This window comes from Kitasatospora sp. NPDC043949 (genome assembly GCF_056435365.1).
Genome location: NZ_JBWKEQ010000023.1, coordinates 95,133 through 116,248 on the forward strand (window position 1 = coordinate 95,133; position 21,116 = coordinate 116,248).

Sequence of the window (21,116 nt, forward strand, 5' to 3'; positions counted from 1 at the left end):
ACCCGCTCCCGCGCGATCCTGGTCCCCACGGCCGTCGGCGCTGCGCCGCCCGTGTCCACCGTCCGGGCGGCGGATCCGACCATGCGTCACCAGGAGGTCCGATGAAGATCCCCGGTCCCGACCCCCGGCCGGACGGCGGGGTCGGCGCCATCGCGCAGGCCGGCGGGCTGCACGCCTACCAGCTGTGGCTGCACGCCGAGTACGGCCCCGTGGCGCGGTTCCAGCTGCCCGGCGCCGAGACGGCCGTGTCGGTCGCCGACCCGGTGCTGCTGGAGGCCACCGCACACCTGGACCGTCGCCCCGAGCGCCTGTTCTCCTTCCTGGACCCGCTGTTCGAGGCCGGCAACCTGCAAGTGCTCCCGGCGGACGAACACGCCCCGTGGCGCCGCACCCTGCTCTCGGTCCTGGCCGGCCGCCCCTCGCACGAGCAGGCCTTCGACCGCTTCACCGCGCTCGCCACCGGCCTCGCGGACCGCTGGGCCGCGCGGGGCACGCGGGGCGAGGCCGTCGCGCTGCAGCAGGACCTGACCGCCCTGTCCCTGCGGATGATCTGCGCGTACGCCCTGGGCGGCGAGGTGGAGGGCCCGGACGTCGTCGCCGCCGCCTTCGAGGAGGTGCTCGCCGACTACCTGGAACGGCTCTACCAGGTGCCCCCCGCCGTCGACCCGCAGGAGCGCGCCGAGCGGACCGCGCGGGCGCTCGCCCTCCTGCGCGCGACGGTCGACCGGGTGATCGCGGCCCACCGCGACGGAGCCCGCGCCGACCGCAGCGACCTGGTCGGCGCACTGGTCGAGGCCGGCGAGCGCCCCGCCCGGATCCGCGACACCGTCCTCGCGGCGATGCTCGCCGCCCACCACACCACCGGCGTGGCCGTCTCCTGGACCCTGCACCTGCTGGGCCGCCACCCCGGGGCGGCCGAACGCGTCACCGGGGAACTGGACCGCGTGCTCGGCGACCGCCCGGCCCCCGGGTACGCCGACCTGCGGCGCCTGCCGTACCTGCGGACGGTCCTCCAGGAGTCGATGCGCCTCTACCCGCCCGGCCCGTACGGCGCGCGCCAGACCACCCAGGCGCTCACCCTCGGCGCGTACGAGGTCCCGGCCGGGGCGGTGGTCTTCTACCCGTTCTGGGCCGTCCACCTGAACCCCGACCACTGGCCCGAGCCCGAACGGTTCCGCCCCGAGCGCTTCACCCCGGAGCAGGCGGCCGGACGCGCGCGGCTGGCCTGGGTCCCCTTCGGGTTCGGCCCGCGCAGCTGCGAGGGCGCCGCCCTGGCCATGGTCGAGTGCGAACTGCTGCTGGCCGTCCTCCTCAAGCGCCTGCGCTTTCGGCCCGTGCCGGGCCACCGGGTGGTCCCGGCCGAACGGTTCGTCCTCTGGGCGGCCGACGACATCCGCATGCTCGTCAGCCCGCGCGGGGCCGGGTGAGCGCCGCGCACCCGCCGGCGCGCCCCGCGCGGCCCGGCCCCGGGCGTGCGGGTGCCCCGGGACGAACCGCCCCGGGGCACCCGGCATGGGGGAGCGGCGGGGATCAGCCCCCGATGCCGATACCGGTCTCGGTGGCGTAGCCGGCGACGCCGTTGGGGCCCACCGCGACGGCGGCGTCGAGGAACGAGGCGCCGTCAGGACCGAACTGGACGTCGGTGATGTGCAGGGCACTGCCGTTCGGGCCGACGGAGAACGCCCCGTGGTCGTAGTTCAGGGAGGGGATGTTGTCGGGGGTGGCGGCGGAGGCGATGGTCGCCCCGCCGAGCACGAGCGGGAGGCAGAGGGCGGAGACGGTCAGGACACGGCGCGCAGTACGCATGGGGGAAGAGCCCTTCCAGATAAGGGTGGTGATGGTCGATCGGACCGCCACGAAATGGCGGCCTGTCACCATCCACACACATTCGTATGCGGAGCGCGACCGGGGATGGCTGTCCGGGGCTACCGGTTCACCCGGGCCCCCCATCGCCGCCCCGAGGACGTGACGGGCGGCCCGCCGGAGCCCGGGGAGCGCCCCGCCCGCGCGGCGCCGCAGCCCCGGTGACGGGCCGCCCGGCGACCGGCGAGGCCGCCGGCCCCGCCGGGACACCGCCCCGGACACCGCTCACGGCCGGGGCGGGCGCGTGGGCGCCGGCCGGCGACTTGACGATCAAACCGGTGGTGCTGCGATAGTGACCCGGTGCGCGTCGGCCTGCTCGGACCCCTGGTACTGGACGCCGGAGCGGGCCCGCTGCCGATCGGCGGCGCGCGGCTGCGGGCGCTGCTGGCCTACCTCGCGCTGGACGCCGGCCGCGCCGTCCGGCCGCAGGCCCTGGCGGACGCGCTGTGGGCCGAGGCACCACCGGCCGACCAGACGAACGCCCTGCAGTCACTGGTGTCCCGCCTGCGGGGCGTCCTGGGCGACCCCGCGCTGCTCACCTTCGGACCGGCCGGGTACCGGCTGGCCGTCGAGGCCGGCGCGGTGGACACCGCCCGGTTCGAGCAACTGGCCCGCTCCGGAAGGCACTTGCACGCGCAGGGCCGGCCGGCCGAGGCCGCCGCCGCGCTGCGGGAGGCCCTGGCCCTGTGGCGCGGCCCCGCGCTGGCGGACGTGCGCGAGGCGCCGTTCGCCGACGCCGAGGCCCGGCGGCTGGAGCGGGCGCGGCTGGTCGCCCTGGAGGACCGGATCGAGGCCGACCTCGCGCTGGGCGCCGGACCGGAGCTGATCGCCGAACTCGAATCGCTGACCGCGCGGCACCCGCTGCACGAACGGCTGCACGCCCAGCTGATCCGGGCACTGGCCGCCGGCGGCCGGGGCGCCGAGGCACTGGCCGCTTACCAGCGGCTGCGCGCCCGGCTGGCCGACACCTTCGGCAGCGACCCCGGACCGCAGCTGCGGGCGGCCCATCTCGCGGTCCTGCGCGGCGAGCTCCCGGCACCCCCCGGCCACCGCACGCCCCCTGACCGCCAGCAGTTCCCCGGCCACCGCACGCCCGCCGACCAGCCGCCACCCCAACAGCCGCCACCCCAACGGCCGGAACCCCAACGGCCGGAACCCCGCCGAGCACGGCCGCCCGGCAACCTGGACGCGCCGCTGACCAGCTTCGTGGGCCGCGAGGACGACATCCGCCGGGTGGCCGAGCTGCTCGGCCGAGCCCGCCTGGTCACCCTGGTCGGACCCGGCGGGTCCGGCAAGACCCGGCTGGCCACCACCGCCGGCCGCCGGCTCACACCGTCCGGCGGGGTGTGGTTCGCCGCCCTGGCCCCGGCCGGCCCGGCGGACGTGCCCCGCGCGGTGCTCGACGCCCTGCGGACGCGCGAGGCCGACCTGCCCAAGAGCGCCGCGACCCCGGCCCGCCGCCCCGGCACCCCCGGTACCACCGAGGAGATCCTGGACCGCCTGACCGAGGTGCTCACGCACGACGACCCGGTCCTGGTGCTGGACAACTGCGAACACGTGATCGAGGCGGCGGCCGCGCTGGCCGAGACCCTGCTCGGCCGGTGCCCCGGGCTGCGGGTACTGGCCACCAGCCGGGAGCCGCTGCGCATCGACGGCGAGAACCTGCACCCGGTGCTCCCCCTGGAACTGCCCGAACCCGGCTCGACACCCGAACAGGCCCGCGCCTGCGCGGCGGTCCGGCTGTTCCACGACCGGGCCGCCGCCGTGTGCCCCGGCTTCGCCGAGGAGGACGGCTCGCCGGCGGCGGCGGTCGAGATCTGCCGCCGCCTGGACGGCCTGCCACTGGCGATCGAACTGGCCGCCGCCCAACTGCGCACCCTGCCCGCCGAGGTGGTCGCCGCCCGGCTGGACGACCGGTTCCGGCTGCTCACCCGGGGCAACCGCACCGCCCTGCCCCGCCACCAGACGCTGCGCGCCGTGGTGGCCTGGAGCTGGAAGCTGCTGGCCGCCGACGAACGGGCGCTGCTGGAACGGCTGTCGGTGGCGCCCGGCAGCTTCACCGAGGACGCGGCGCAGGCGGTCGGCGGGCTCGGCGCCCCGCACGCCGACCACCACCCCGGCGACCACGACGCCCCCACCCGCGATGTCCGGGAGCTGCTGGCGGCGCTGGTCGACAAGTCGCTGCTGCACCCGCTCGGAGCCGCCGCCACGGGAGAGCCGCGCTACCGGATGCTGGAGACCATCCGGGAGTACGGCCTGGAGCAGCTCACCCGCCGCGGGCAGGACGGTGCCGCCCGCGAACGCCACTGCGGGTTCTTCCTCGCCCTGGCCGAGACGGCGGAGCCGCGGCTGCGCACCCGCGACCAGCTGCGCTGGCTGGCCCGGCTGTCGGCCGAGTGGGACGACCTGCTGGCCGCGGTCCGCTGGGCGGTGGAGTCCGGGGACGCCGCGACGGCGGTCCGGTTCGGCGCCGCGCTGTGCTGGTTCTGGTCCATGCGGGGCTATCCGCCGGAGTCGCTGGACCTGCTCGAACGGGTGCTGGAGGTCCCCGGGCCGGCCGATCCGGGGGCCCGCGCGCTGGTGGTCGCGACGTACGAGGTCGGCACCGAGTCCATCGGCCGGCCGGAGGACAGGGCGGCCGCCTTCGGCCGGATCGAGGCGGCGATGGCGGGTGTCGACCCCGGTGTCCACCCCCTGCTGGAGCTGGCCCGGCTGGCCGCGGCCATCGCCGGCCCGCAGCCGCCGCCGCGCCCGCCCGACCCCCCGCGCACGCCCGACCCCCCAGCCCCCTCGGGTTCCCCGGGCTCCCCGGACTTCCCGGACGGCGAGCGCAAGGACCCCTCCAGCGGCCCGTTCACCCTGCTCGTGCGGGGCCTGCTGACCCTGCACACCGGGGACGTCACCGAGGCGACGGGCTTCCTCGCCCACGCGCTGGCCGGTTTCGAGGCGCTCGGCGAGCGGTGGGGTATGGCGACCGCGCTGAGCACCCTCGGTTCGCTGCGGCGGCGCTGCGGCGACCTGGCCGACGCGCTGGCGATGAACGAGCGGGCCACCCGGTACTTCCAGGAACTCGGGATGCGGGAGGACACGGTCGACAGCGATGTCCAGGCCGCCCTGATGCGGGCCCAGGCCGGGGACGCGGACGGTGCGCGGCGGCAGCTGGCGGGCCTGCTCGAGGAGGTGGCGCGGGCCGGATGGGCCGAGCCCCGGGCCGTGGTGTGCCTGGGCCTGGCCCAGCTGGAATGGCGGGCCGGGCGACGGGAGCCGGCCCGCGCGCACGCCCTGGCCGCCCTGGACCAGGCCCCCGGCGGCCAGCCGGCGCCCTCGCACCTCACCGCCCTGCTGCTGGGCGTGCTCGCGCAGCTGGACGCGGCGGACGGCCTGCCCGGCGCGGCGGTGCGCCGGCTCGACCACCCGGCGGTGCACCTGGTGCTGACCTGGAACTCGGCGGTCGCGGCCCGGATCGCGGTGACGGCCGCCGACATCGAGCTGTGCCGCGGCCGGCCGGGGGAGGCGGCGCTCCTGCTCGGCGCCGCCGACCTGCTGCGGGGCTCGGACGACCTCGGTGACACCGACGTGCGCAGGATCGCCGGGCGGGCCACGGCGGACCTGGGAGCCGCCGGGTTCGCGTCCGCGCACGCCGCGGGTGCGGCGATGGCGCGGACCGAGGCCAGGGACCTGCTGTCCGCGATCATCACCTCACCCGCACCCTCGGCCTCACCCGCACCCGCACCCTCACCCTCACCCTCACCCGCACCCTCGGCCGCACCCGTACCCGCGCCCGCGGCCGGGCCGCCCGGTCAGTGAGCCGGAGCCGGAGCCGGAGCCGGAGCCGGAGCCGGAGCCGGAGCAGGGGCCGGAGCAGGGGCCGGGGCCGGGGCCGGGGCAGGGGCCGGTTTGCCGAACATGGCGCAGGTCACCGCACTCTGCAGGGCCTGGCCGGCCGCGGTGAGCTCCGCGTCGGCTCCGAACTCGAACAGGAACTCGGTCGAGATCAGGACGGTGGCGGTACGGCTGCCCGTGCCGTCGGTGAGGTTGGTGCTGGAGTAGCCGGTGATCCCCCCGTCGTGGGCCCAGACGGTGCCGCAGGGGGTGCGGACCGTCCCGATGCCCAGGCCAGAGCCGGGCCCGTCCACCGGGTTCCGCGGGTCCATCGGCACGGTGGCGCGCAGCTGCGCCAGCTGGGCCGCGGGCAGCAGCCTGCCGGACATCAGCGCGTTGTAGAAGCGGGACCAGTCCTGCGCGGTGGACACCACGGCCCCGGCCGCCCCGCCCCAGCCCGGGTCGTTGCCGGAGACGTCCACCCGGCCGTCGCGGTGCACCCCGGCCACGTCCTGGAACGCCGCGGGCACCCCCGCCGGCATGTGGGCGGAGTCCGGCTCGTAGCCGCGGACGTAGCGGCCGTGCCAGTTGCCGTCCGTGGCGAGGTAGGTGTGTTTCAGGTCCAGGGGACGGGCGATCCGGTCCTGGATCAGGTCGGCGAGGCTCGCTCCGGTGATCCGTTCCAGGATGGCGCCGACCGCCGCGTAGTCGGTGTTGCTGTAGGACCACCGGGTGCCCGGCGGGAACAGCGCCGGGCGCTTGACGCCCACGGCGAGCAGTTCGGCGGAGGTCCACCGGTGCGGGTCCTTGCCGAGGATCGACGGCAGGACGGCGGGGTCCTCGGTGTAGTCGGGCAGGCCGCTGGTGTGGTTCAGCAGCATCCGCAGCGTGATCGCCCGGCCGTCGGGCACCTGGCCCGGCAGCCACGCCTCCACCGGGTCGGTCAGCGCGAGGCGCCCCTCGGCGGCCAGTTGCAGGGCGATCACGGCCATCATGGTCTTGGTGTTGGAGCCCATCCGGAACTCGTCCCCCGCCGCGAGCCGCTGGTCCGCCGCGGCCCAGGGGGCCTGCTCGGCGATCTCGACGGGCCGGCCCCGGCCGTCGTCCACCCGCACCACCACGCCCGGCGCCCCGGCGGCCACCAACTGCCGCGCCAGCTTCTCCAGTTGGACCCGCTGCGCCTCGGCCCCGCCCCGGGTCGCGGAGGGCGCGGACCCTGCGGCGGCGGGGAGGGGGGCCGGGAGCGCCGGTCCGGCGGCCAGCCCCACGGTGAGGGCCGACGCCGTCAGCACGAGCGGCGCCAGCCGCAGGCGGCGCGACCACCCCGCGCGGGAGGGCGAAGGGGCCGCCGAAGAAGGAGTAGCCGAAGAAGGAGTGGAAGAAGGAGAAGTAGCTGACGGCATGGATGCGGTTCCCTCTGCTTGCCGGGTGATCTGGACGGGCCCAGCCTGTGGCCCGCCGCTGGCAAACCGCGCACAGCGCGCTGTCAGGCGCCCGCCGTTCACCCCGGATCGGGTGCCCGCCTCGCTGTTCGCCCCGGTGCCCGCCGGCACCGGGGCGGACGACGCTGCCGCGCTCGGATCAGCAGGACCCGGCCGGGCGGTCGCGGACCACGAGGTCGTTGCGTCCGGCGGTGGCGTCCAGCCAGACCACCCGGGTGCCCTGGTCGGCGGCGGCGTGGAACTGGCTGCCCCGGTTGCAGGAGACCCGTACGGGGGTGCCGCCGCTGACCGGCAGCTGGTACAGCTTGGGCAGAGCGGCGTTCGACCAGCCGCTGCTCGGCTGGGCGCTGCGGTGCGTGAAGGTGACGGCCTGGTCGGTGGCGGTGAGCTCCATGTCCGCCGGGGTGTACGGCGAGTCGGTGGAGAGCAGGTCGCGCACGCCGGAGCCGTCCAGGGCGCCGGAGCGCAGGGCGGTCGGGCGGGTGCGGTCGGCCGGGGCGGCGAGCCAGAGCAGCCGGTCGCCCGCGAGCAGTGGGGAGGCGAGGTACGGCGGGTCGGTGCCGTTCGGGGTGCTCACCGGGTACTGGGCGGTGACCTTGCCGGTGGCGGTCGAGAAGGCCGTCGGCGCCTGGACGGTGGCCCCGTCGGCCGTCCAGGACTCGATCCAGCCGAGCAGGCCGTCCTTGAACGCGAGGGACGTGAGGTTGTGGCCCTCGGGCAGCGGGAGTTCCACGGGCGGGGCGCCGTCGTGGGAGAGGCGGACCCGGGTGCGGCCGGTGTCGTTGTCGGTCACCGTGAAGGCGATGTCCCCGCCGGATACCTGGACGTTGCCGGGCGACTGGTCGGAGGAGTGGAACACGCTGCGCACCGGGCCGCCGGACAGTGGACGGGTCAGCACCTCCGTCCCCCACGTGCCGGTGGCGTCGGGACCGATCGCCAGCCAGACGGCGGACTTGCCGTCGGTGGCGGCCCAGCCGTGGATCCGCCCGTCGTCCGGGCTGAGCCGGGTCGGGGTGGCGGCGGTGGTGGTGGAGCCGGTGTACAGGGCGGTCGCGCCCTTGCCGTTCGGGTCGGTGTTGCCCATCACCCAGTGGCCTGCGCCCGCGGCCGGTCCGACCGGGGCGGAGGTGCCGGGCAGCAGCGGACGGGTGTCCGTCCCGAGTCGGCTCTGCCAGCCGGCCTTGATCCCGTGTGCGTCGAACGCGGCCGCCACCTTGCGCAGTTGGGCTCCGCTGAGCTTGAGGGCCCGGCCGGCGGCGAGTACCGCGTTGCGTCCGTCGACGAAGTCGTCCAGTGGGGTGAGGTATTCGGCCATCGCCCGGTAGACGAGGCGGTCGGCGGTGAGCGGGTCGAGGGTGCGCCGGATGTCCCACAGGGCGCCGCTGAAGATGGTGGAGTTGAGGTGCGCGCCGCCGTTGTCCAGGTCGAGCCCGGCGCCGAGGTAGTCGTCCACGGTGGTGCGGTGGTCGTCCAGGCGGCGGTTCGCGCAGTCCTGCGGGGTGCCGGTGCGGCACAGGTTCTCGCCCATCAGCGGGGCCGCCGGGTCGTCCATGGACATGCCGCGGGCGGTGACCTCGATGGCGTTGCCGAAGTAGTCGGCGATGCCCTCGTTCATCGCGCCGGACTGGCCGTCGCCGACCAGGTTGGCGGTGTGCTGGATGACGCCGTGGGTCATCTCGTGCCCGGCCACGTCGAGGGCGGCGGAGAACGGCAGGAACCTGGCGTTGCCGTTGCCGTAGAGCATCTTCTGCCCGTCCCAGGCGGCGTTGGGGAAGGGCTTGCCGCGGTTGCTCACGTTCACCACGGAGGTGATCGCGCCGCCCTTGCCGTCCAGGCCGTCGCGGCCGAGCCGGTCGTGGTAGAAGCCGTACACGGCGGCGGCGTTGAGGTGGGCGTCGGTGGCGCCGCTGGTGCCGGTGGAGGCGGGGAAGGCCGGGTCCGGGGAGCCGACGGGCAGGCTGCCGTCGGGCAGTCGGCCGCTGAACTCGTTGTAGTCCCGTCCGGTCGCGTCGTAGGTGGTGATGGTGACGGGCCGGGTGAGGTCGACGAGTTGGTAACTTCCGTCCAGCTGGCGGGAGATGTTCACCGGCACGGTACGGCCCAGGAGGTCGGGGGCGGTCCCGGTGGCGGGCTGGGCGGCGGCCGCGCCACGGGCGGCGCCGGCCCCGGTGTCGCCGGCCCCGGTGTCGCCGGCCCCGGTGTCGTCGGCGCCGCTGACCTGGTAGGGGGCCGAGGAGTCGTGGGCGAGGGCGACCACGCCGAGCGTGGCGTCCGCGTAGACCTCGCGGACCAGTGGCTCGCCGTTCCCCGGGTCGGCGGTGTGCACGGTGAAGTGCCGGGTGAGCCGGCCGGTGCCGCCCGGCAGGACGACCAGGCCGCGGTCCTCGGCGGTGGCCCCGGCCCGGGCGCGCGGGTCCTGGAGCGAGCCGAGCGCCAGCGTGCGCAGCACCGCGTCCGGCACGGTGGGGGCGGTCGGTGCGGTCAGCCCGGTGAAGTACTTGCCGCCGACCGACTCCACCCGCTGGTCGGCCCCCTCGCCGGTGAGGCGGACCAGGTACTGCCCGCCGAGCACCGGTATGCCGCCGTGGTACTGCTGGAACCTGACGGTGCGCCGGTCGGCGGCCGTGCGCTCGACCGCGAGCTCGGCCAGCTGCCCCGGATCGACCCGGTACCGGTCCAGGTGGGCGGCGAGATGGGCCCGGGCCGCCTCGGCCGGAGCGCCGGGCGCCGCCTCGGACAGTCCGGTCACCAGCTGCGGGGCGGCGGTGCCCTCGCCGGCCACCAGGCCGGGGACGGGATCGGACTCGGCGGTGGGGCCCGGCGGCGCGGCCAGGGCGGGGGAGGCGGTCACGGTGAGCGCCAGCGCCAGGCTCAAGGCGGCGCCCGAGCCGAGCACCCTGGCCACTGAACGGGAACGGTGGTGCACTGCGGTCCTCCACGGAAATCGGCAGTGACGGCAGCACGACAGAGCTGCCTTTCACGGAGGAACGGGGCACCGGACAGGCCCGGTTCAGCCGTTTGCCGCCCTCCGGCCGCCCCCGCGGTGCGCGGCTCTATTGTGGAGATTGTGGATGGGCAGGTGTCGGGTGTGGTCGTGGGGTGGTTCGAGGTCGTCGGTGTTCCGTGTTACCTCGCTGGGGGCTGCCCGGAGCGGGACGGCCCGGGCCATCTGATCGTCACCCGGGCCGTCTGATCGTCACCCGGGCCGTCTGATCGTCACCCGTGCCGTCTGATCGTCGCTCGGGCCGGTATCGCTTTGCCTTTCGCTCTGTCCGTGGCCGCCCCCGGGCGTCGGTGCGATGTCCTCCAGGGTGTGTTCTCCTGGGTCGCGGTGGGTCTCGGTGGGTCGGGTGTGTGCAAGGGCCGGGTCTGGTTCGGCCTGTGTGTCGATCTGGGTTGGGCGGAGACGCGACTCCGTACCCGGCTCTGCCCCGTCGGTCGGTCCCGGGCTTCCGGCCCTGTGGTCTGAACCAGCTCCTGCCGGGCCGCCGGACGTGCCGGGGGTCCCTGTGTCGTTCGGCCGGGTCCGGGGGGTGTGCACTCACATGCGGACCACGACCGTGCCCCGCTGGTTGTTCATCAGCATCGACAGCAGCGCGACTCCGAGGCCGGCCGCCGCCGGTCCCCCCACCGCGAGCGGCATCGTGTTCTCCCGGCGGCGGCGTTCCTCTTCCAGTTCGGTGGCGGTGTGGTCCTCGGCGGTGGCCTCCTGCGCCGTCGTCATCTGAACCTGGGTGCTCATCGATCGGTCCTTCCTCGGTCCGTTCAGTGGTACGCGGAGGGGTTGCCGTGCTGCTGGGCCTGGGCGGGCCGGTTGGGGGCCTGGCCGCCGGCCGGACCGGTGGACTGGTCGGGGTTGTACGGCGGCGGCACGTACGGGCCGGTGATCGTGCTCCGCCGTCCCTCCGGTGCCTGGAAGATCGACACCGCGGCCATCACCAGCGAGGTCGCGGTCGAGATCGTCATCAGCTGACGGGTGCTGAGCCTCGGCAGCGGGAAGTCCTCCGGTCGTTTGCGCGTGCCCGCCATCGCCGTCCGGCCCGTCCCCGGCGGCCCCGGCCGTCGGCACGCCCGGCCGCCGGCACGCCCGGGGGGGCTGCCGGTCCACCGCGACCGCCTTGTCGAAGACCGGCCGCGGATCCGCGGATACGGCACCCGGTCGGGTGCGGAGCCCACCCGCCCGGACCATTGCGCATCTCACCCGACCGCCCCGCAGGGGGTGCCCGGGATCAGCCGGTCCGCGATCCGGGCCGGCTCTCCTCCCGCCACTGCCGCACGGAGCGCACGATGTCCTGGCCGATCCGGTCCAGGAGGGCCGCGGCGTCGTCCATCCGGGCGCCGGCCGGTGTGCCGGGGCCGAGCGTTTCGGCGCCCTGGCGGGCGACGCCGGCGAGCGTCGTGTTCCGCTCGGCGCTGGCCAGCAGCGCCCGGTACCAGACGTCGTCGTCGATGACGTACCGCTCCCGGCGCTGCTGTTCGCCGCGTTCGCGGCGGATCAGCGCCTGGCCCTCCAGGTAGCCGACGGCCTTGGAGACGGCGGCCGGGCTGACCTGCAGCCGTTGCACCAGTTCGCCCGCGGTGAGGCTGCCGTCGTCGGTGACGTACAGGCACGCGAGGACCCGGGCGGCCATTCTGGGCAGGCCGCTGTGCACCAGCAGCTCGGCCAGTTCGTCGGCGAACTCGCGGACCGCCTGCGGGTCGCGGCCCTGGGCCGGCGGCGTGGCGGCGGCGGCCCGTCGGGCGGTCGTGCCGCTGCGGCGGGAGCGCTGCGCGGTGGCGCGTTGGGCGTGTTCGGCCCGGTAGTCGCAGGGCCCGCCGTTGCGGGCGATCTCGCGGGTGACGGTCGAGGTCGGCCGTTCGATCTGCCGGGCGATCTCGCCGTAGCCCAGCCCTTCGGCCAGTCCGGCGGCGATCCGGTGGCGGTCCTGCGGGGTCAGCCTGGCTCCGGGCATCCGTCCTCGTCTCCTTCCGTCGCGTGAACAGTATCCGTCCGGCTCGCCCACTGTTGCAATGGAGTCGCGACGTTCTGTTGCATTCACCGGGAGAGTCATTACAAGAATATTGCGGCATCTAGCTGCGAATACATCCACCATTGGCGGGTTTCGCATTGACCATTATGTGAATTTGCTCGTAGCTTCCTTCCCGAACCGCGACACCACATCGAGGGGGAACACGCCATGGGAACCACCACGCGCGCCGCCGTCGCCACCCTGCTCGCCGGGGCCGTGCTCGCCGGGGCCGTGCTGGCCGGTGCCGCCACCGCACCGGCGTTCGCCGCGCCCGCGCCGGACGGCGGGGGCGGGCACCCGGGGGTCCAGCGGGTGCTGGACCGGGCGGTGGCCACGGGCGGTCTGCCCGGCGCCGTCGCCGAGGTCCGGGACGGCCACCGCCGGTGGTTCGGCAGCGCGGGCGTCGCCGACCTCGCCACCGGGCGGGCCCGTCTCGCGCAGGACCGGTTCCGCATCGGCAGCACCACCAAGACCTTCGTCGCCACCGTCGTCCTCCAGCTCGCCGCCGAGGGGCGGCTGAGCCTCGACGACAGCGTGGAGCGCTGGCTGCCCGGCCTCCTGGGCGCCCCCGGCTACGACGGCGACCGGACCACCGTGCGCCAACTCCTCAACCACACCAGCGGCATCTACAACTACGCGATGGACGAGAAGGTCCGCCAGGAGGCGAGCGGCCGGCCCTTCCTCCGGCACCGCTTCGACGGCTACACCCCCGAACAGCTCGTCCGGATCGCGGTCGCCCACCGGCCCGACTTCGCGCCCGGCGCCGGCTGGACCTACTCCGACACCAACTACGTCCTCGCCGGCCTGATCGTCGAACGGGCCTCCGGCGCCACCCTGGCCGCGCAGATCAGGCAGCGGATCACCGCCCCGCTGGGCCTCACCGGCACCTACGAGCCCTCCTCCGGCGACACCGCCGTCCACGGGCCGCACGGGCGCGAGTACTCGCGTCTGGGGCTCACCGGGGCGAACGCCACCGCCTACGACGTGACGGAGCTGAGCCCGTCCTGGGGCTGGGCCGCCGGCGACATGATCTCCGACGTTCGCGACCTGAACACCTTCTTCGCCGCCCTGCTGGGCGGGCGGCTCCTGCCGCCCGTCCAGCAGCGGGAGATGTTCACGATGGTCCCGACCGGGCACCAGTGGATCGACCAGGCGGACTACGGTCTGGGCGTCGCCGGCATCAGGCTCGACTGCGGCCCCACCGTCTGGGGCATGGGCGGCGCCATCAACGGCTCGTGGTCCTACGCGTTCGGCACCCGCGACGGCCGGCACCTGCTCGCCACCAACGTCAACGGCGACTGGATCGAGGGGAGTTGGCCGATCGCGGTGTTCACCTCCGAGCTGGAGGCGGAGTTCTGCCCCCGCTCGTGACGGCCCGGCTCGTGACGGCCCGGCTCGTGACGGCCCGGCTCGTGACGGCCGTCCGGCCGGGGGCGTCAGGGCAACGCGGCCGCCTTGCGTAGCAGTACCGACCGTTCGCGGGTGTTGCGGCCCGGCCGGGCGGCGAGTTCCGGCTCGGCCCGGGCCTCGGTGGTGCGGCCGAGCCAGGTCAGCAGTTCGCCGTGTACGCCCGGGAGCAGGTGCGACCCCGAGAGCCGGCCGGAGGCGGCCAGTTCGTCGACCATGTGCAGCGTCGAACGGCGTGGTCGCGGATCGACACGGCGGGCGGACCGGGACCACTTTTTTCGACGGACGCCGCCCTCCCGCGGGGCGCCGTCCCCTCCCGTCTGGCGGTGCTCAGGCCTGGCGGTGCTCCCGTCTGGCGGTGTTCAGGCCTGGCGGTGCTCACGTCTGGCGGTACGCGGCCGTCGCGATCTCGGCGAACGAGCGGACCAGCGGGTTGGTGTCGCCGTCGTTCCACACCGCGACCACCGGGCTGGGTGCCATGTCGGCCAGCGGGACCGTGGTGAGGTTCTCGGGCAGGTCGTGTCCGAGCAGCGGGGCCAGGCCGACGGTGCTGTTCCAGAGCACGGCCTGGAGGCATTCCTGGACGCCGCGTACCACGGGGCCCTCGCGTGGGGTGCCGCCGTTCCAGTACGACTGCCATCGGGGGTCGGTTCCCGGGGGGAACTGGAACCAGCGGCGGTCGGCCAGGTCGGCCAGTTCCAGGCGGCCGCGCCGGGCCAGTGGGTCGTCGGCGCGCAGGACCGCGCCGACCGGGTCGGCGCGCAGGACGCGCACCGCCAGGGCGGTGTCGTCGAACGGCGCGCGGGTCAGGGCGACGTCGACCAGTGCGGCGCGCAGTCCGCAGGTCGGGTCGGTCAGGTCGGTGTCGCGTACGCGGATCTCGACGCCGGGGTGGCCGCGGCGGAAGGCGGCCGCCAGCCTGGTGATGCCGGGGTCGGTGCCGTCGCCCAGGATGCCGACGGTCAGGGTCGCGGTGCCGGCCGCCGCGGCGACGCGCGCGCGCAGGCGCTCGGCCCGGTCGAGCAGGTCCCGTGCCTCGTCGAGCAGCACGGCCCCCGCCGGGGTGAGGGTGACACCGGCGGGGGAGCGGGCGAACAGCAGGGCGCCGCTCTCCTCCTCCAACTGCTTGATCGCCCGGCTCAGCGGCGGCTGGCTCATGTGCAGGCGGGTGGCGGCCCGGCCGAAGTGGAGTTCCTCGGCGACCGCCACGAAGTAGCGCAGGGTACGTAGCTCCACGCTGCGACGATACCCCCCGGGTATCGGCGTGGCGCAACGGGTCTTGGACACCGGCAGGGCCCCGGCGGTGGACTCGGAACATGACCGACACAGCGAAGACCAGCGAACCGCAGGCCGGCCCCACCGTATCGGTGGTCGCCCCCGGCGACGGCGAGACGATCGTCCTGGGCACCACGCGCATGCGCGTCCTGGAGGACGGCAGCCGCACCGGGCACCGCCTGGCGATGACCGAGTCCCTCCTCGCCCCGCACACCCCCGGACCGCCGCAGCACCGCCACGCCCGCCACGACGAAGGCTTCTACGTCATCTCCGGCACGGTGCGCTTCACCGTCGGGGACCGGCACCACGACGCGAGCGCGGGCACGTTCGTGATGGTCCCGCCCGGCGCCCCGCACACCTTCGCCAACGTGACCGACCACAGCGCCGTCATGCTCAGCGTGTTCACCCCCGACCTGTACGTGCAGTACTTCCGGGACCTGCGGGACATGACCGCCGACGGCAGGCCGCCGACCCCCGAGGCCGGCCTGCGCACGATGAGCCGCTACGCCACCGAGCCCGCCACCGACGTGGCCTGAAGCCCACGGCCACCCGCCAGCGGTGACCGTGAAAGGACGTCATGACTGCGATTTCTCGGTTTGGTGTCAGTGGTGGTGAGAGTCGGTAGTGCTTCGAGGCATGTGGTCCAGGTTCTTGCTGGTCGGGCTGGATTCGGTGCGGGTGGCCGGCTGACAGGCTGACTGTCGTGGGGTGAGAGGCCAGGGGCCTGTTGTGCTGTCGTGGGGCTTTATCTCGCTGCGGCTGGTGCTGTCTTGGGTTTGAGAGATCTAACGCTCAGATCTGTGGGGCGTCGCTTGGATCTCGGGTATGGGAGACGGCGGTGGTGGGGGTGTGGGGCGGGGGTTGCCGCGGGCGTTGGTGGTGCGACGTCTGGTGGAGCGGCAGGCGGCTGGTGAGCTGACGTCGCGGCACGTGAGGGCGGTGGCGGACATGGTGGGGGTGTCGGTGCGCACGGTGTGGCGGTGGCTGGCGACGGCGAAGGCGACCGGGGAGGTCGACAGAGCGCCCGCCCGTCAGGGCTACGCATTGTCGGATGAGACGTGGACGTTGCTGGCCGCTTCGGGGGGGCAACATCGCTGAGCTGCGCCGCCGCATGGTCAACGCTGCTGGCGGCGCCGACACGGGTGTGCCGCCGCGGTGGCCGCCCTGCTGTTCACCGGCACCGGTCGGGATCTTCTGTCGATGACCCAGGTCGAGAGCGCCGACGACCACAACGCCCCGGTAGCCATCGACCGCGACTCATGGATCAACATCGGCCAGGTGTCAGGTCCCCGGCACATGTACGCCATTCCGCCCCGCGCCCGCCCCCTGCTGCGCGCCGCCGTTCAGTTCCGCCGCCGCTCCCCGCGCACCGCCGACCACCACGGCCTGTTCGCGAACTGCTTCGGCACCACGCCACGCTTCGAGGCCCTCGTCGCCGACGCGGGTATCGCGATCCCCGCCTTGGTCCATCCCCACCCCGGGGACGACTGGCACACCACCGCCCGCTGCTGGCACCTGCACACCCCCGCCTCGCCCACCCCGGATGTCCTGCCGCGCCTTGTGGAGTTAAGCCCGTGACCGCCCCAGCCCCGCCGCCCGGCGCCAGCCCGCTCGCCTTCGATCTCACGTTCCTGCGCGAGCGCGCCATGGACTGCCGACTGGGCGATTACGAGCTGACCGCGCTGACCGGCATCCCCACCGCCGACTGGGACACCCACCTCACCCCGCAGACCCTCTCCGCCGAGGCGCTGATCCACCTGGCCCGCGCCCTCGCCACCTCCCCGGAATCCCTCCTGCGCACCCCCGCCCAGGACCCACGCCCCGCCCCTGCGGCGGCCGCCCACGCCACCGTGCTGCACGCGGCCCTCATGGAGGCTGGCCGCATCCACCCCGACGACCTGGCCTGCGCCCTGGAATGGCCCGCCCACCGTCTGGGGCGCGCCGCCACCGCCCTGGCCGCACACCTCGAGCAGCACCACAGCCCCCACCGGCTCGTCCACACCGACACCAGCATCCACCTGACCACCACGCCCGGGCTGCTCACCGGCAGACAACGGCAGAACCTGCACGGCGCCGGCCACACCGCCGCCTCCCTCGGCCCACTTGAGGCAGCGGCCGTCACTCACCTGCTGCACCGCACCGCCTGTGGTCTGCCCCTGGACCTGTCACCCGAGCAGATCCCGCGCCTGGCCAACCGCTGCCTGCTCGCCCCCACCGGCGGGCAGCCCACCATCCACCCCGACGTGCTGTTCGCCCTCGGCCTGGCCCCCCATCCCCTCACGGACAACCCCGCTCCAACCGACAGCCAAATCCCTGGCCACCGCGTCGCCGTGGCAGACCCGCAAGAGCTCCGGCATGCCGACCACCCGGCCGCGGTTCTCGCCGATTCCGTGGCCAGGCCCATGCCCGCCGGAGCCATACCGCAGCCACCGGGATCGCGATGACGACGCGTCCGGCCGCCGCACCCGCCGCCACTACCGGGCAGTGGCGGCCCACCTGGTCACCGCGACCAGGAAACCCGGACCTGCCCGCGCTCACCGTGGTGCACGACGCACACGACGACCACGCCTTCATGTCGGCGGCCCTGACCGCCCACACCCCGGCGCTGGGCCGCATCACCGTCCACCCCACCTCCGTGGCCACCGCTCCCGCATCCCTGGCCCACGACCTCCTGCGCAGTCTGAACAAGCACCTGCTCCCGGGAAGCGAAGAGGCCGACCACTGGGCCGGTCGAACCGCCACCGCCTGGCGCGTTGTCGTTGCCTGGACCACCGCCCTGCACATCGGACACGTCATCGTCACCCGCGCCCACCGCATCAGCCCCCGTCACTTCGAGCACCTCTTCGGCCTGCTGGAACTCACCGGGATCCACCTGACCCTGCTGTGCCATGGCCCCCTCCCGCCCGCGCTCGCCTCCGCCCTGACCGTCCTGCCGTATCACGGCGTGCACACCCTGGACGGCGCCCGCCCCGCCGTCAGCACACGACTCCCGCCACCGCCCACCGACCGGTACGCCTGGTGGGAGGCCGCCACACACATCCCACCCCACGCGGACGAGCCGGGCCTCATCCAGCCCACGCACAGCCCGCCCGACCACGGCCGATTGGACGCTGCCAGCCGCCGTTTGGGCCGCACGCTGCTCGCACTGCCCGTCGGCGGCCGACTTCCACCCGAACCCGACCATGCAACGGTCCTGCTCACCCACCGGCTTCACACACGCATCGCCCACCCGCTGCATGCTGCCGCGCTGGCACAGCGGATTGCCACCGGACGCTCCGACGCGCCGCTCCAGTTGTCCGTCGTCCGCGCCGAGGGCGGTGGCGATCTTCCCGTACCGCCCTGGGCAGCCGACCTGATTTCCGCAGCCTGCCGCTTCGCGGAGCTGGACGGGAGGCCGCCCGGCCGTCAAAGCATGCAACTCGCCCCTTGGGACAGGAGAGCCGTGGACGAAGCAGCCCACATCTGCGGCCTGCTCGGGCATCGGCTTCTCAGCGGGGGTCAAGCGCGTTCCAGCCCGCCGCGTACACGTGCTCACCTGAAAGAATGAATCAACCGGATACAGTCCCACGCGCCACCCCGCCTACCCGATGCTGGGGGCATGGCAGAACGTCCCCGGGATTTGTGGTCTCAACTCAACACGGCGGTCACGCACATTGGCCTGTCAGCGCCTGGCGCGGTGAGTGCCCGATCCCGAGGCAGGACAACCGTCATCACGGGAAATCAGGTGCGTACTGTCACCCTGGTGCTGTCCGGTCACACATCCGCCATGACCACCGCCGTGCAGGACCACTTCGGGTGGCCTGTGTGGGACGCGCCCGCCATACCCACCCAGGACCGCGACTGGAAGGTCGTCTTCAACCCGGCCAACCGCACCTTCGAAGGCTTCTACAACGAGTCACGGTATAGCGCCCACCCGGAGATCGCCCGCATCGCGGTACCCGTCCGTCTCACCGACGACATGTGGCGCATGCTCGAGAAGACCGGAGCCGTCGTCATGTGCGTCGGCCTGACGGGAGACCCGACACCACAGGCCATCGCCACCGGAGTCCAGCAGCGCCAGTTCCACGCAGCCCTCGTTGAGGCGCTGTTCCGCTGAGCGCCCACACAGCGCGCGAACGGTTGGTCGCCGATCAGGCCCGCGTGAGCAGGGGACGGTAGGAGCCACAGCCGGATTTGGTGGCCACAGTCCAGCCACCAGGAAACTCGGTACAGCCGCGAGACTTGGCCAGCCACCACAGCAGCGAGCCATGCCGCAGCTGTGGAGATCGAGCCCGTCGCAGCATCGCAGTGCGCCAGGCGCCGGACAGGCCGGAAACCGGGGACACCGGGGCCGGCGGGAAACAGGCCCACGGTGCTTGGCGGACTGGCGAACTGGCCCCTGCAGGGCGGCGTTCGAACATGCGACAGCTTATTTGCAGAGCTGCGTGACGGCTGCCGAACCAGTGCTATGTTGTCGCCACGGGGGAGCGGCAGAGGCGCCCGGACGCCGGTCGCAAACCATCGGCCGGACTGCAGGAGCGCGCCGTTCGGACAAGCGCGATCAATAGTGGGCAACGTGGCGCAAGCTGGTTCGCATTCGGCCGCAGGCCAGATGACCGGGTATCTCTACCAGTGCGAACTGGCTCTGCTGGAACTCGCGCGTCGTAGCTGGGAGGACGCTTCCTGCTCCGTCCGGATGGAAGTCCTCGACGACATCGAGTTCCTGGACCCCGACAACCACACCCCACTGGAGCTGATCCAGTCCAAGCACCGCGAAGCGGCGGGTCCGTTGAGCGAGGCTGGCAAGGACCTCTGGCGCTCGGTCGCCTCCTGGATCGATGCCCTGGAAGCCATCTCAACCCCCTTGAGCACAGCGATGCCGCTGCTGCGCCTGGTCTCGACCCAGGTCGCTCCCGCAGGGACCTTTCTCTCGATGCTCCGCTCCGGAGCCCATCGGGACACTCGTGCCGCACTGACTCGGATGGAGAAGGTCGCCGGAGACGAGAACGGTGCGGACGGTACGGCGAAAGACCGCAAACTGTTCATGTCGCTCAGCCCGTCGCAGCGCCATCAACTGGTTGACGCCATCACGGTCGATGACGGTGCCCCGGTGATGTCGGACCTGAACCCTAGTCTGGCCAAAGAGTTGGGGATCACGCCGAGCGACCATGCTCAAGCCGCTCTCGACGACATCAAAGGGTGGTGGTATGGCATGGCGATCGGACTGCTGGAGCGCAGGAACCCCAAGCGTAAGAGACCCGCGGTCAGCGCCCAGGAGCTCATGTGCCGCAGGGACGAAGTCCTCGACCGGTACGCCGGAAGGAACCTTCCGATTACCGAGACCCTGCGCAACCTCACCCAGGCCGAGATCGCTGGCTACGAGGACCAGCTCGTCGTGACTCAGATGCGATGGATCGGCTTGCCCGATCCCGAGATCGCCATGCACCTGCGCGAGTATCACTACGCACGCGCCCAACGCTCCGAATGGCTGCGCACCTTCAAGATCACACCCGAGCGGCTCGGCGAGTACGAGCAGGAGCTACACGACGAGTGGGAACACGTCTTCCGCCGTCGCACCCGCCGCCTCCACGGTGACATGACCGGACCCGAACGCGAGTCCCTCGGTCAGGACGTACTGGACGACACCATGGACAGGGCCGCCGACAGACCTGCTCGCCCCGGCAGCATCACCGCACCGTGGATCGGCCGCGGCACCGTGCACAGCCTGGCCGATCAAGCGGACACCGCAGACCCGGACCGTGCCATCGGTTGGCACCCTGACTACAGGAACCTGTGCGAGCCCCGGAAAGAGGCACAGGACCAGTGACCACCAACCTTCATCACGGCGTTCCTGAGGCAGAAGCCCTCTTCAACCCCGCCTTCGGGGCCTACCTCCTGGCCAGCAGCGTCCACGCTGCGGTCAAGAAGGCGGAGAGCCCTCTGCCGTGGCCCAGCGCCTTCCTCGTCCTCCCGCTCATCCTTCCCGAGGACACCCGGCGCTCCCTGCCGGGCAAGTCCACCGTGACCCTCATGGCCTGGGCTCACGCCAACCCGCGCCACCAGGCGGCCTTCGCTGAACGAGCTGCTGCACTGACCGACTACACCCGAGCCAGCCTGCGGACTGCCCTGCGCCACCAGGCCATAGGCACCAGCCCTCAAGGCCTGACATGCCCCCGCGCTCCGAAGCCCTCCTCACAGGCCCCCGGAGAGGAGGTCGCCGAATGCGCACGCGCGGCCGTACTCGTCGGCCGCTGGCTTGCCGCGACAGACCCGGCCCGCGCCTTCACCGTCCTCGGCGTCCGTCCCTGACCCGCCCCGT

General features: G+C 73.7%; 19 protein-coding genes. 11 read left to right on the plus strand and 8 right to left on the minus strand.

Annotation, left to right across the window (positions count from 1 at the left end; all coding sequences use genetic code 11):
* Window positions 1–101: 101 nt before the first annotated feature.
* A complete protein-coding gene (locus AC07AL_RS20505) occupies window positions 102–1,427 on the plus strand; it encodes a cytochrome P450 (protein ID WP_478317892.1) in 1,326 nt (441 codons plus the stop codon).
* A 103-nt stretch (window positions 1,428–1,530) separates the two neighbouring features.
* On the opposite strand, the gene AC07AL_RS20510 is transcribed toward AC07AL_RS20505, so the two are convergent.
* On the minus strand, window positions 1,531–1,806 hold the full coding sequence (locus AC07AL_RS20510; RefSeq protein WP_363589091.1) for a hypothetical protein: 276 nt from the start codon (window positions 1,804–1,806) through the stop codon (window positions 1,531–1,533).
* A gap of 357 nt (window positions 1,807–2,163) precedes the next feature.
* On the opposite strand from AC07AL_RS20510, the gene AC07AL_RS20515 reads away from it, so the two are divergent.
* On the plus strand, window positions 2,164–5,670 hold the full coding sequence (locus tag AC07AL_RS20515; protein ID WP_478317893.1) for an AfsR/SARP family transcriptional regulator: 3,507 nt from the start codon (window positions 2,164–2,166) through the stop codon (window positions 5,668–5,670).
* Here the strand turns inward: AC07AL_RS20515 and AC07AL_RS20520 are convergent.
* The 5 genes from AC07AL_RS20520 to AC07AL_RS20540 all read right to left on the minus strand — a co-directional run bounded on the left by AC07AL_RS20520 (window position 5,664) and on the right by AC07AL_RS20540 (window position 12,079).
* Window positions 5,664–6,977, minus strand: a complete 1,314-nt coding sequence (locus tag AC07AL_RS20520; protein ID WP_478317894.1) for a serine hydrolase domain-containing protein — start codon at window positions 6,975–6,977, stop codon at window positions 5,664–5,666. The genes AC07AL_RS20515 and AC07AL_RS20520 overlap by 7 nt on opposite strands.
* 289 nt (window positions 6,978–7,266) lie before the next feature.
* Window positions 7,267–10,053: a M4 family metallopeptidase gene (locus AC07AL_RS20525; protein WP_478317895.1), complete on the minus strand. Its 2,787-nt coding sequence runs from the start codon at window positions 10,051–10,053 to the stop codon at window positions 7,267–7,269.
* Between the two features lie 615 nt (window positions 10,054–10,668).
* Window positions 10,669–10,869: a hypothetical protein gene (locus AC07AL_RS20530; RefSeq protein WP_478317896.1), complete on the minus strand. Its 201-nt coding sequence runs from the start codon at window positions 10,867–10,869 to the stop codon at window positions 10,669–10,671.
* A 23-nt stretch (window positions 10,870–10,892) separates the two neighbouring features.
* Window positions 10,893–11,093 (minus strand): hypothetical protein, encoded by a 201-nt coding sequence (locus tag AC07AL_RS20535; RefSeq protein WP_400986892.1) that lies wholly within the window; start codon window positions 11,091–11,093, stop codon window positions 10,893–10,895.
* Between the two features lie 263 nt (window positions 11,094–11,356).
* Complete coding sequence (locus tag AC07AL_RS20540; RefSeq protein ID WP_400986893.1) at window positions 11,357–12,079, minus strand: GbsR/MarR family transcriptional regulator; 723 nt, start codon at window positions 12,077–12,079, stop codon at window positions 11,357–11,359.
* 225 nt (window positions 12,080–12,304) lie between these two features.
* On the opposite strand from AC07AL_RS20540, the gene AC07AL_RS20545 reads away from it, so the two are divergent.
* A complete protein-coding gene (locus tag AC07AL_RS20545) occupies window positions 12,305–13,507 on the plus strand; it encodes a serine hydrolase domain-containing protein (RefSeq protein WP_478317897.1) in 1,203 nt (400 codons plus the stop codon).
* 65 nt (window positions 13,508–13,572) lie between these two features.
* On the opposite strand, the gene AC07AL_RS20550 is transcribed toward AC07AL_RS20545, so the two are convergent.
* Both AC07AL_RS20550 and AC07AL_RS20555 read right to left on the minus strand, forming a co-directional pair.
* Window positions 13,573–13,761 (minus strand): hypothetical protein, encoded by a 189-nt coding sequence (locus AC07AL_RS20550; protein ID WP_478317898.1) that lies wholly within the window; start codon window positions 13,759–13,761, stop codon window positions 13,573–13,575.
* 160 nt (window positions 13,762–13,921) lie between these two features.
* Complete coding sequence (locus AC07AL_RS20555) at window positions 13,922–14,779, minus strand: LysR family transcriptional regulator (protein WP_478317899.1); 858 nt, start codon at window positions 14,777–14,779, stop codon at window positions 13,922–13,924.
* An 80-nt stretch (window positions 14,780–14,859) separates the two neighbouring features.
* On the opposite strand from AC07AL_RS20555, the gene AC07AL_RS20560 reads away from it, so the two are divergent.
* From AC07AL_RS20560 to AC07AL_RS20595, 8 genes are all read left to right on the plus strand, one after another.
* The gene (locus AC07AL_RS20560; protein ID WP_363589417.1) at window positions 14,860–15,354 is read left to right on the plus strand and encodes a cupin domain-containing protein; all 495 of its coding nucleotides are present in this window, start codon (window positions 14,860–14,862) and stop codon (window positions 15,352–15,354) included.
* Window positions 15,355–15,643: 289 nt separating this feature from the next.
* Window positions 15,644–15,916, plus strand: coding sequence for a helix-turn-helix domain-containing protein (locus tag AC07AL_RS20565; protein WP_478317900.1), 273 nt, complete (start codon window positions 15,644–15,646; stop codon window positions 15,914–15,916).
* A gap of 102 nt (window positions 15,917–16,018) precedes the next feature.
* Entirely contained in the window at window positions 16,019–16,396 is a 378-nt protein-coding gene (locus AC07AL_RS20570) for a hypothetical protein (RefSeq protein WP_478317901.1), read from the plus strand.
* Window positions 16,393–17,262 (plus strand): hypothetical protein, encoded by an 870-nt coding sequence (locus AC07AL_RS20575; protein ID WP_400986902.1) that lies wholly within the window; start codon window positions 16,393–16,395, stop codon window positions 17,260–17,262. Before AC07AL_RS20570 ends, AC07AL_RS20575 begins: the two co-directional genes overlap by 4 nt.
* Window positions 17,259–18,365, plus strand: a complete 1,107-nt coding sequence (locus tag AC07AL_RS20580) for a hypothetical protein (protein ID WP_478317902.1) — start codon at window positions 17,259–17,261, stop codon at window positions 18,363–18,365. The genes AC07AL_RS20575 and AC07AL_RS20580 overlap by 4 nt, the downstream gene beginning before the upstream one ends.
* 177 nt (window positions 18,366–18,542) lie before the next feature.
* Window positions 18,543–18,914, plus strand: a complete 372-nt coding sequence (locus AC07AL_RS20585; protein ID WP_478317903.1) for a hypothetical protein — start codon at window positions 18,543–18,545, stop codon at window positions 18,912–18,914.
* 459 nt (window positions 18,915–19,373) lie between these two features.
* Window positions 19,374–20,624, plus strand: a complete 1,251-nt coding sequence (locus AC07AL_RS20590; protein ID WP_478317904.1) for an ABC-three component system protein — start codon at window positions 19,374–19,376, stop codon at window positions 20,622–20,624.
* Complete coding sequence (locus tag AC07AL_RS20595) at window positions 20,621–21,106, plus strand: three component ABC system middle component (protein WP_400986909.1); 486 nt, start codon at window positions 20,621–20,623, stop codon at window positions 21,104–21,106. Before AC07AL_RS20590 ends, AC07AL_RS20595 begins: the two co-directional genes overlap by 4 nt.
* Window positions 21,107–21,116: the final 10 nt, after the last annotated feature.

Coding starts and splice junctions, on each gene's coding strand:
- AC07AL_RS20505 (WP_478317892.1), top strand. CDS start 102: ATGAAGATCCCCGGTCCCGACCCCCGGCCGGACGGCGGGGTCGGCGCC.
- AC07AL_RS20510 (WP_363589091.1), bottom strand. CDS start 1,806: ATGCGTACTGCGCGCCGTGTCCTGACCGTCTCCGCCCTCTGCCTCCCG.
- AC07AL_RS20530 (WP_478317896.1), bottom strand. CDS start 10,869: ATGAGCACCCAGGTTCAGATGACGACGGCGCAGGAGGCCACCGCCGAG.
- AC07AL_RS20535 (WP_400986892.1), bottom strand. CDS start 11,093: ATGACGATCTCGACCGCGACCTCGCTGGTGATGGCCGCGGTGTCGATC.
- AC07AL_RS20540 (WP_400986893.1), bottom strand. CDS start 12,079: ATGCCCGGAGCCAGGCTGACCCCGCAGGACCGCCACCGGATCGCCGCC.
- AC07AL_RS20545 (WP_478317897.1), top strand. CDS start 12,305: ATGGGAACCACCACGCGCGCCGCCGTCGCCACCCTGCTCGCCGGGGCC.
- AC07AL_RS20550 (WP_478317898.1), bottom strand. CDS start 13,761: ATGGTCGACGAACTGGCCGCCTCCGGCCGGCTCTCGGGGTCGCACCTG.
- AC07AL_RS20560 (WP_363589417.1), top strand. CDS start 14,860: ATGACCGACACAGCGAAGACCAGCGAACCGCAGGCCGGCCCCACCGTA.
- AC07AL_RS20565 (WP_478317900.1), top strand. CDS start 15,644: ATGGGAGACGGCGGTGGTGGGGGTGTGGGGCGGGGGTTGCCGCGGGCG.
- AC07AL_RS20570 (WP_478317901.1), top strand. CDS start 16,019: ATGACCCAGGTCGAGAGCGCCGACGACCACAACGCCCCGGTAGCCATC.
- AC07AL_RS20580 (WP_478317902.1), top strand. CDS start 17,259: ATGACGACGCGTCCGGCCGCCGCACCCGCCGCCACTACCGGGCAGTGG.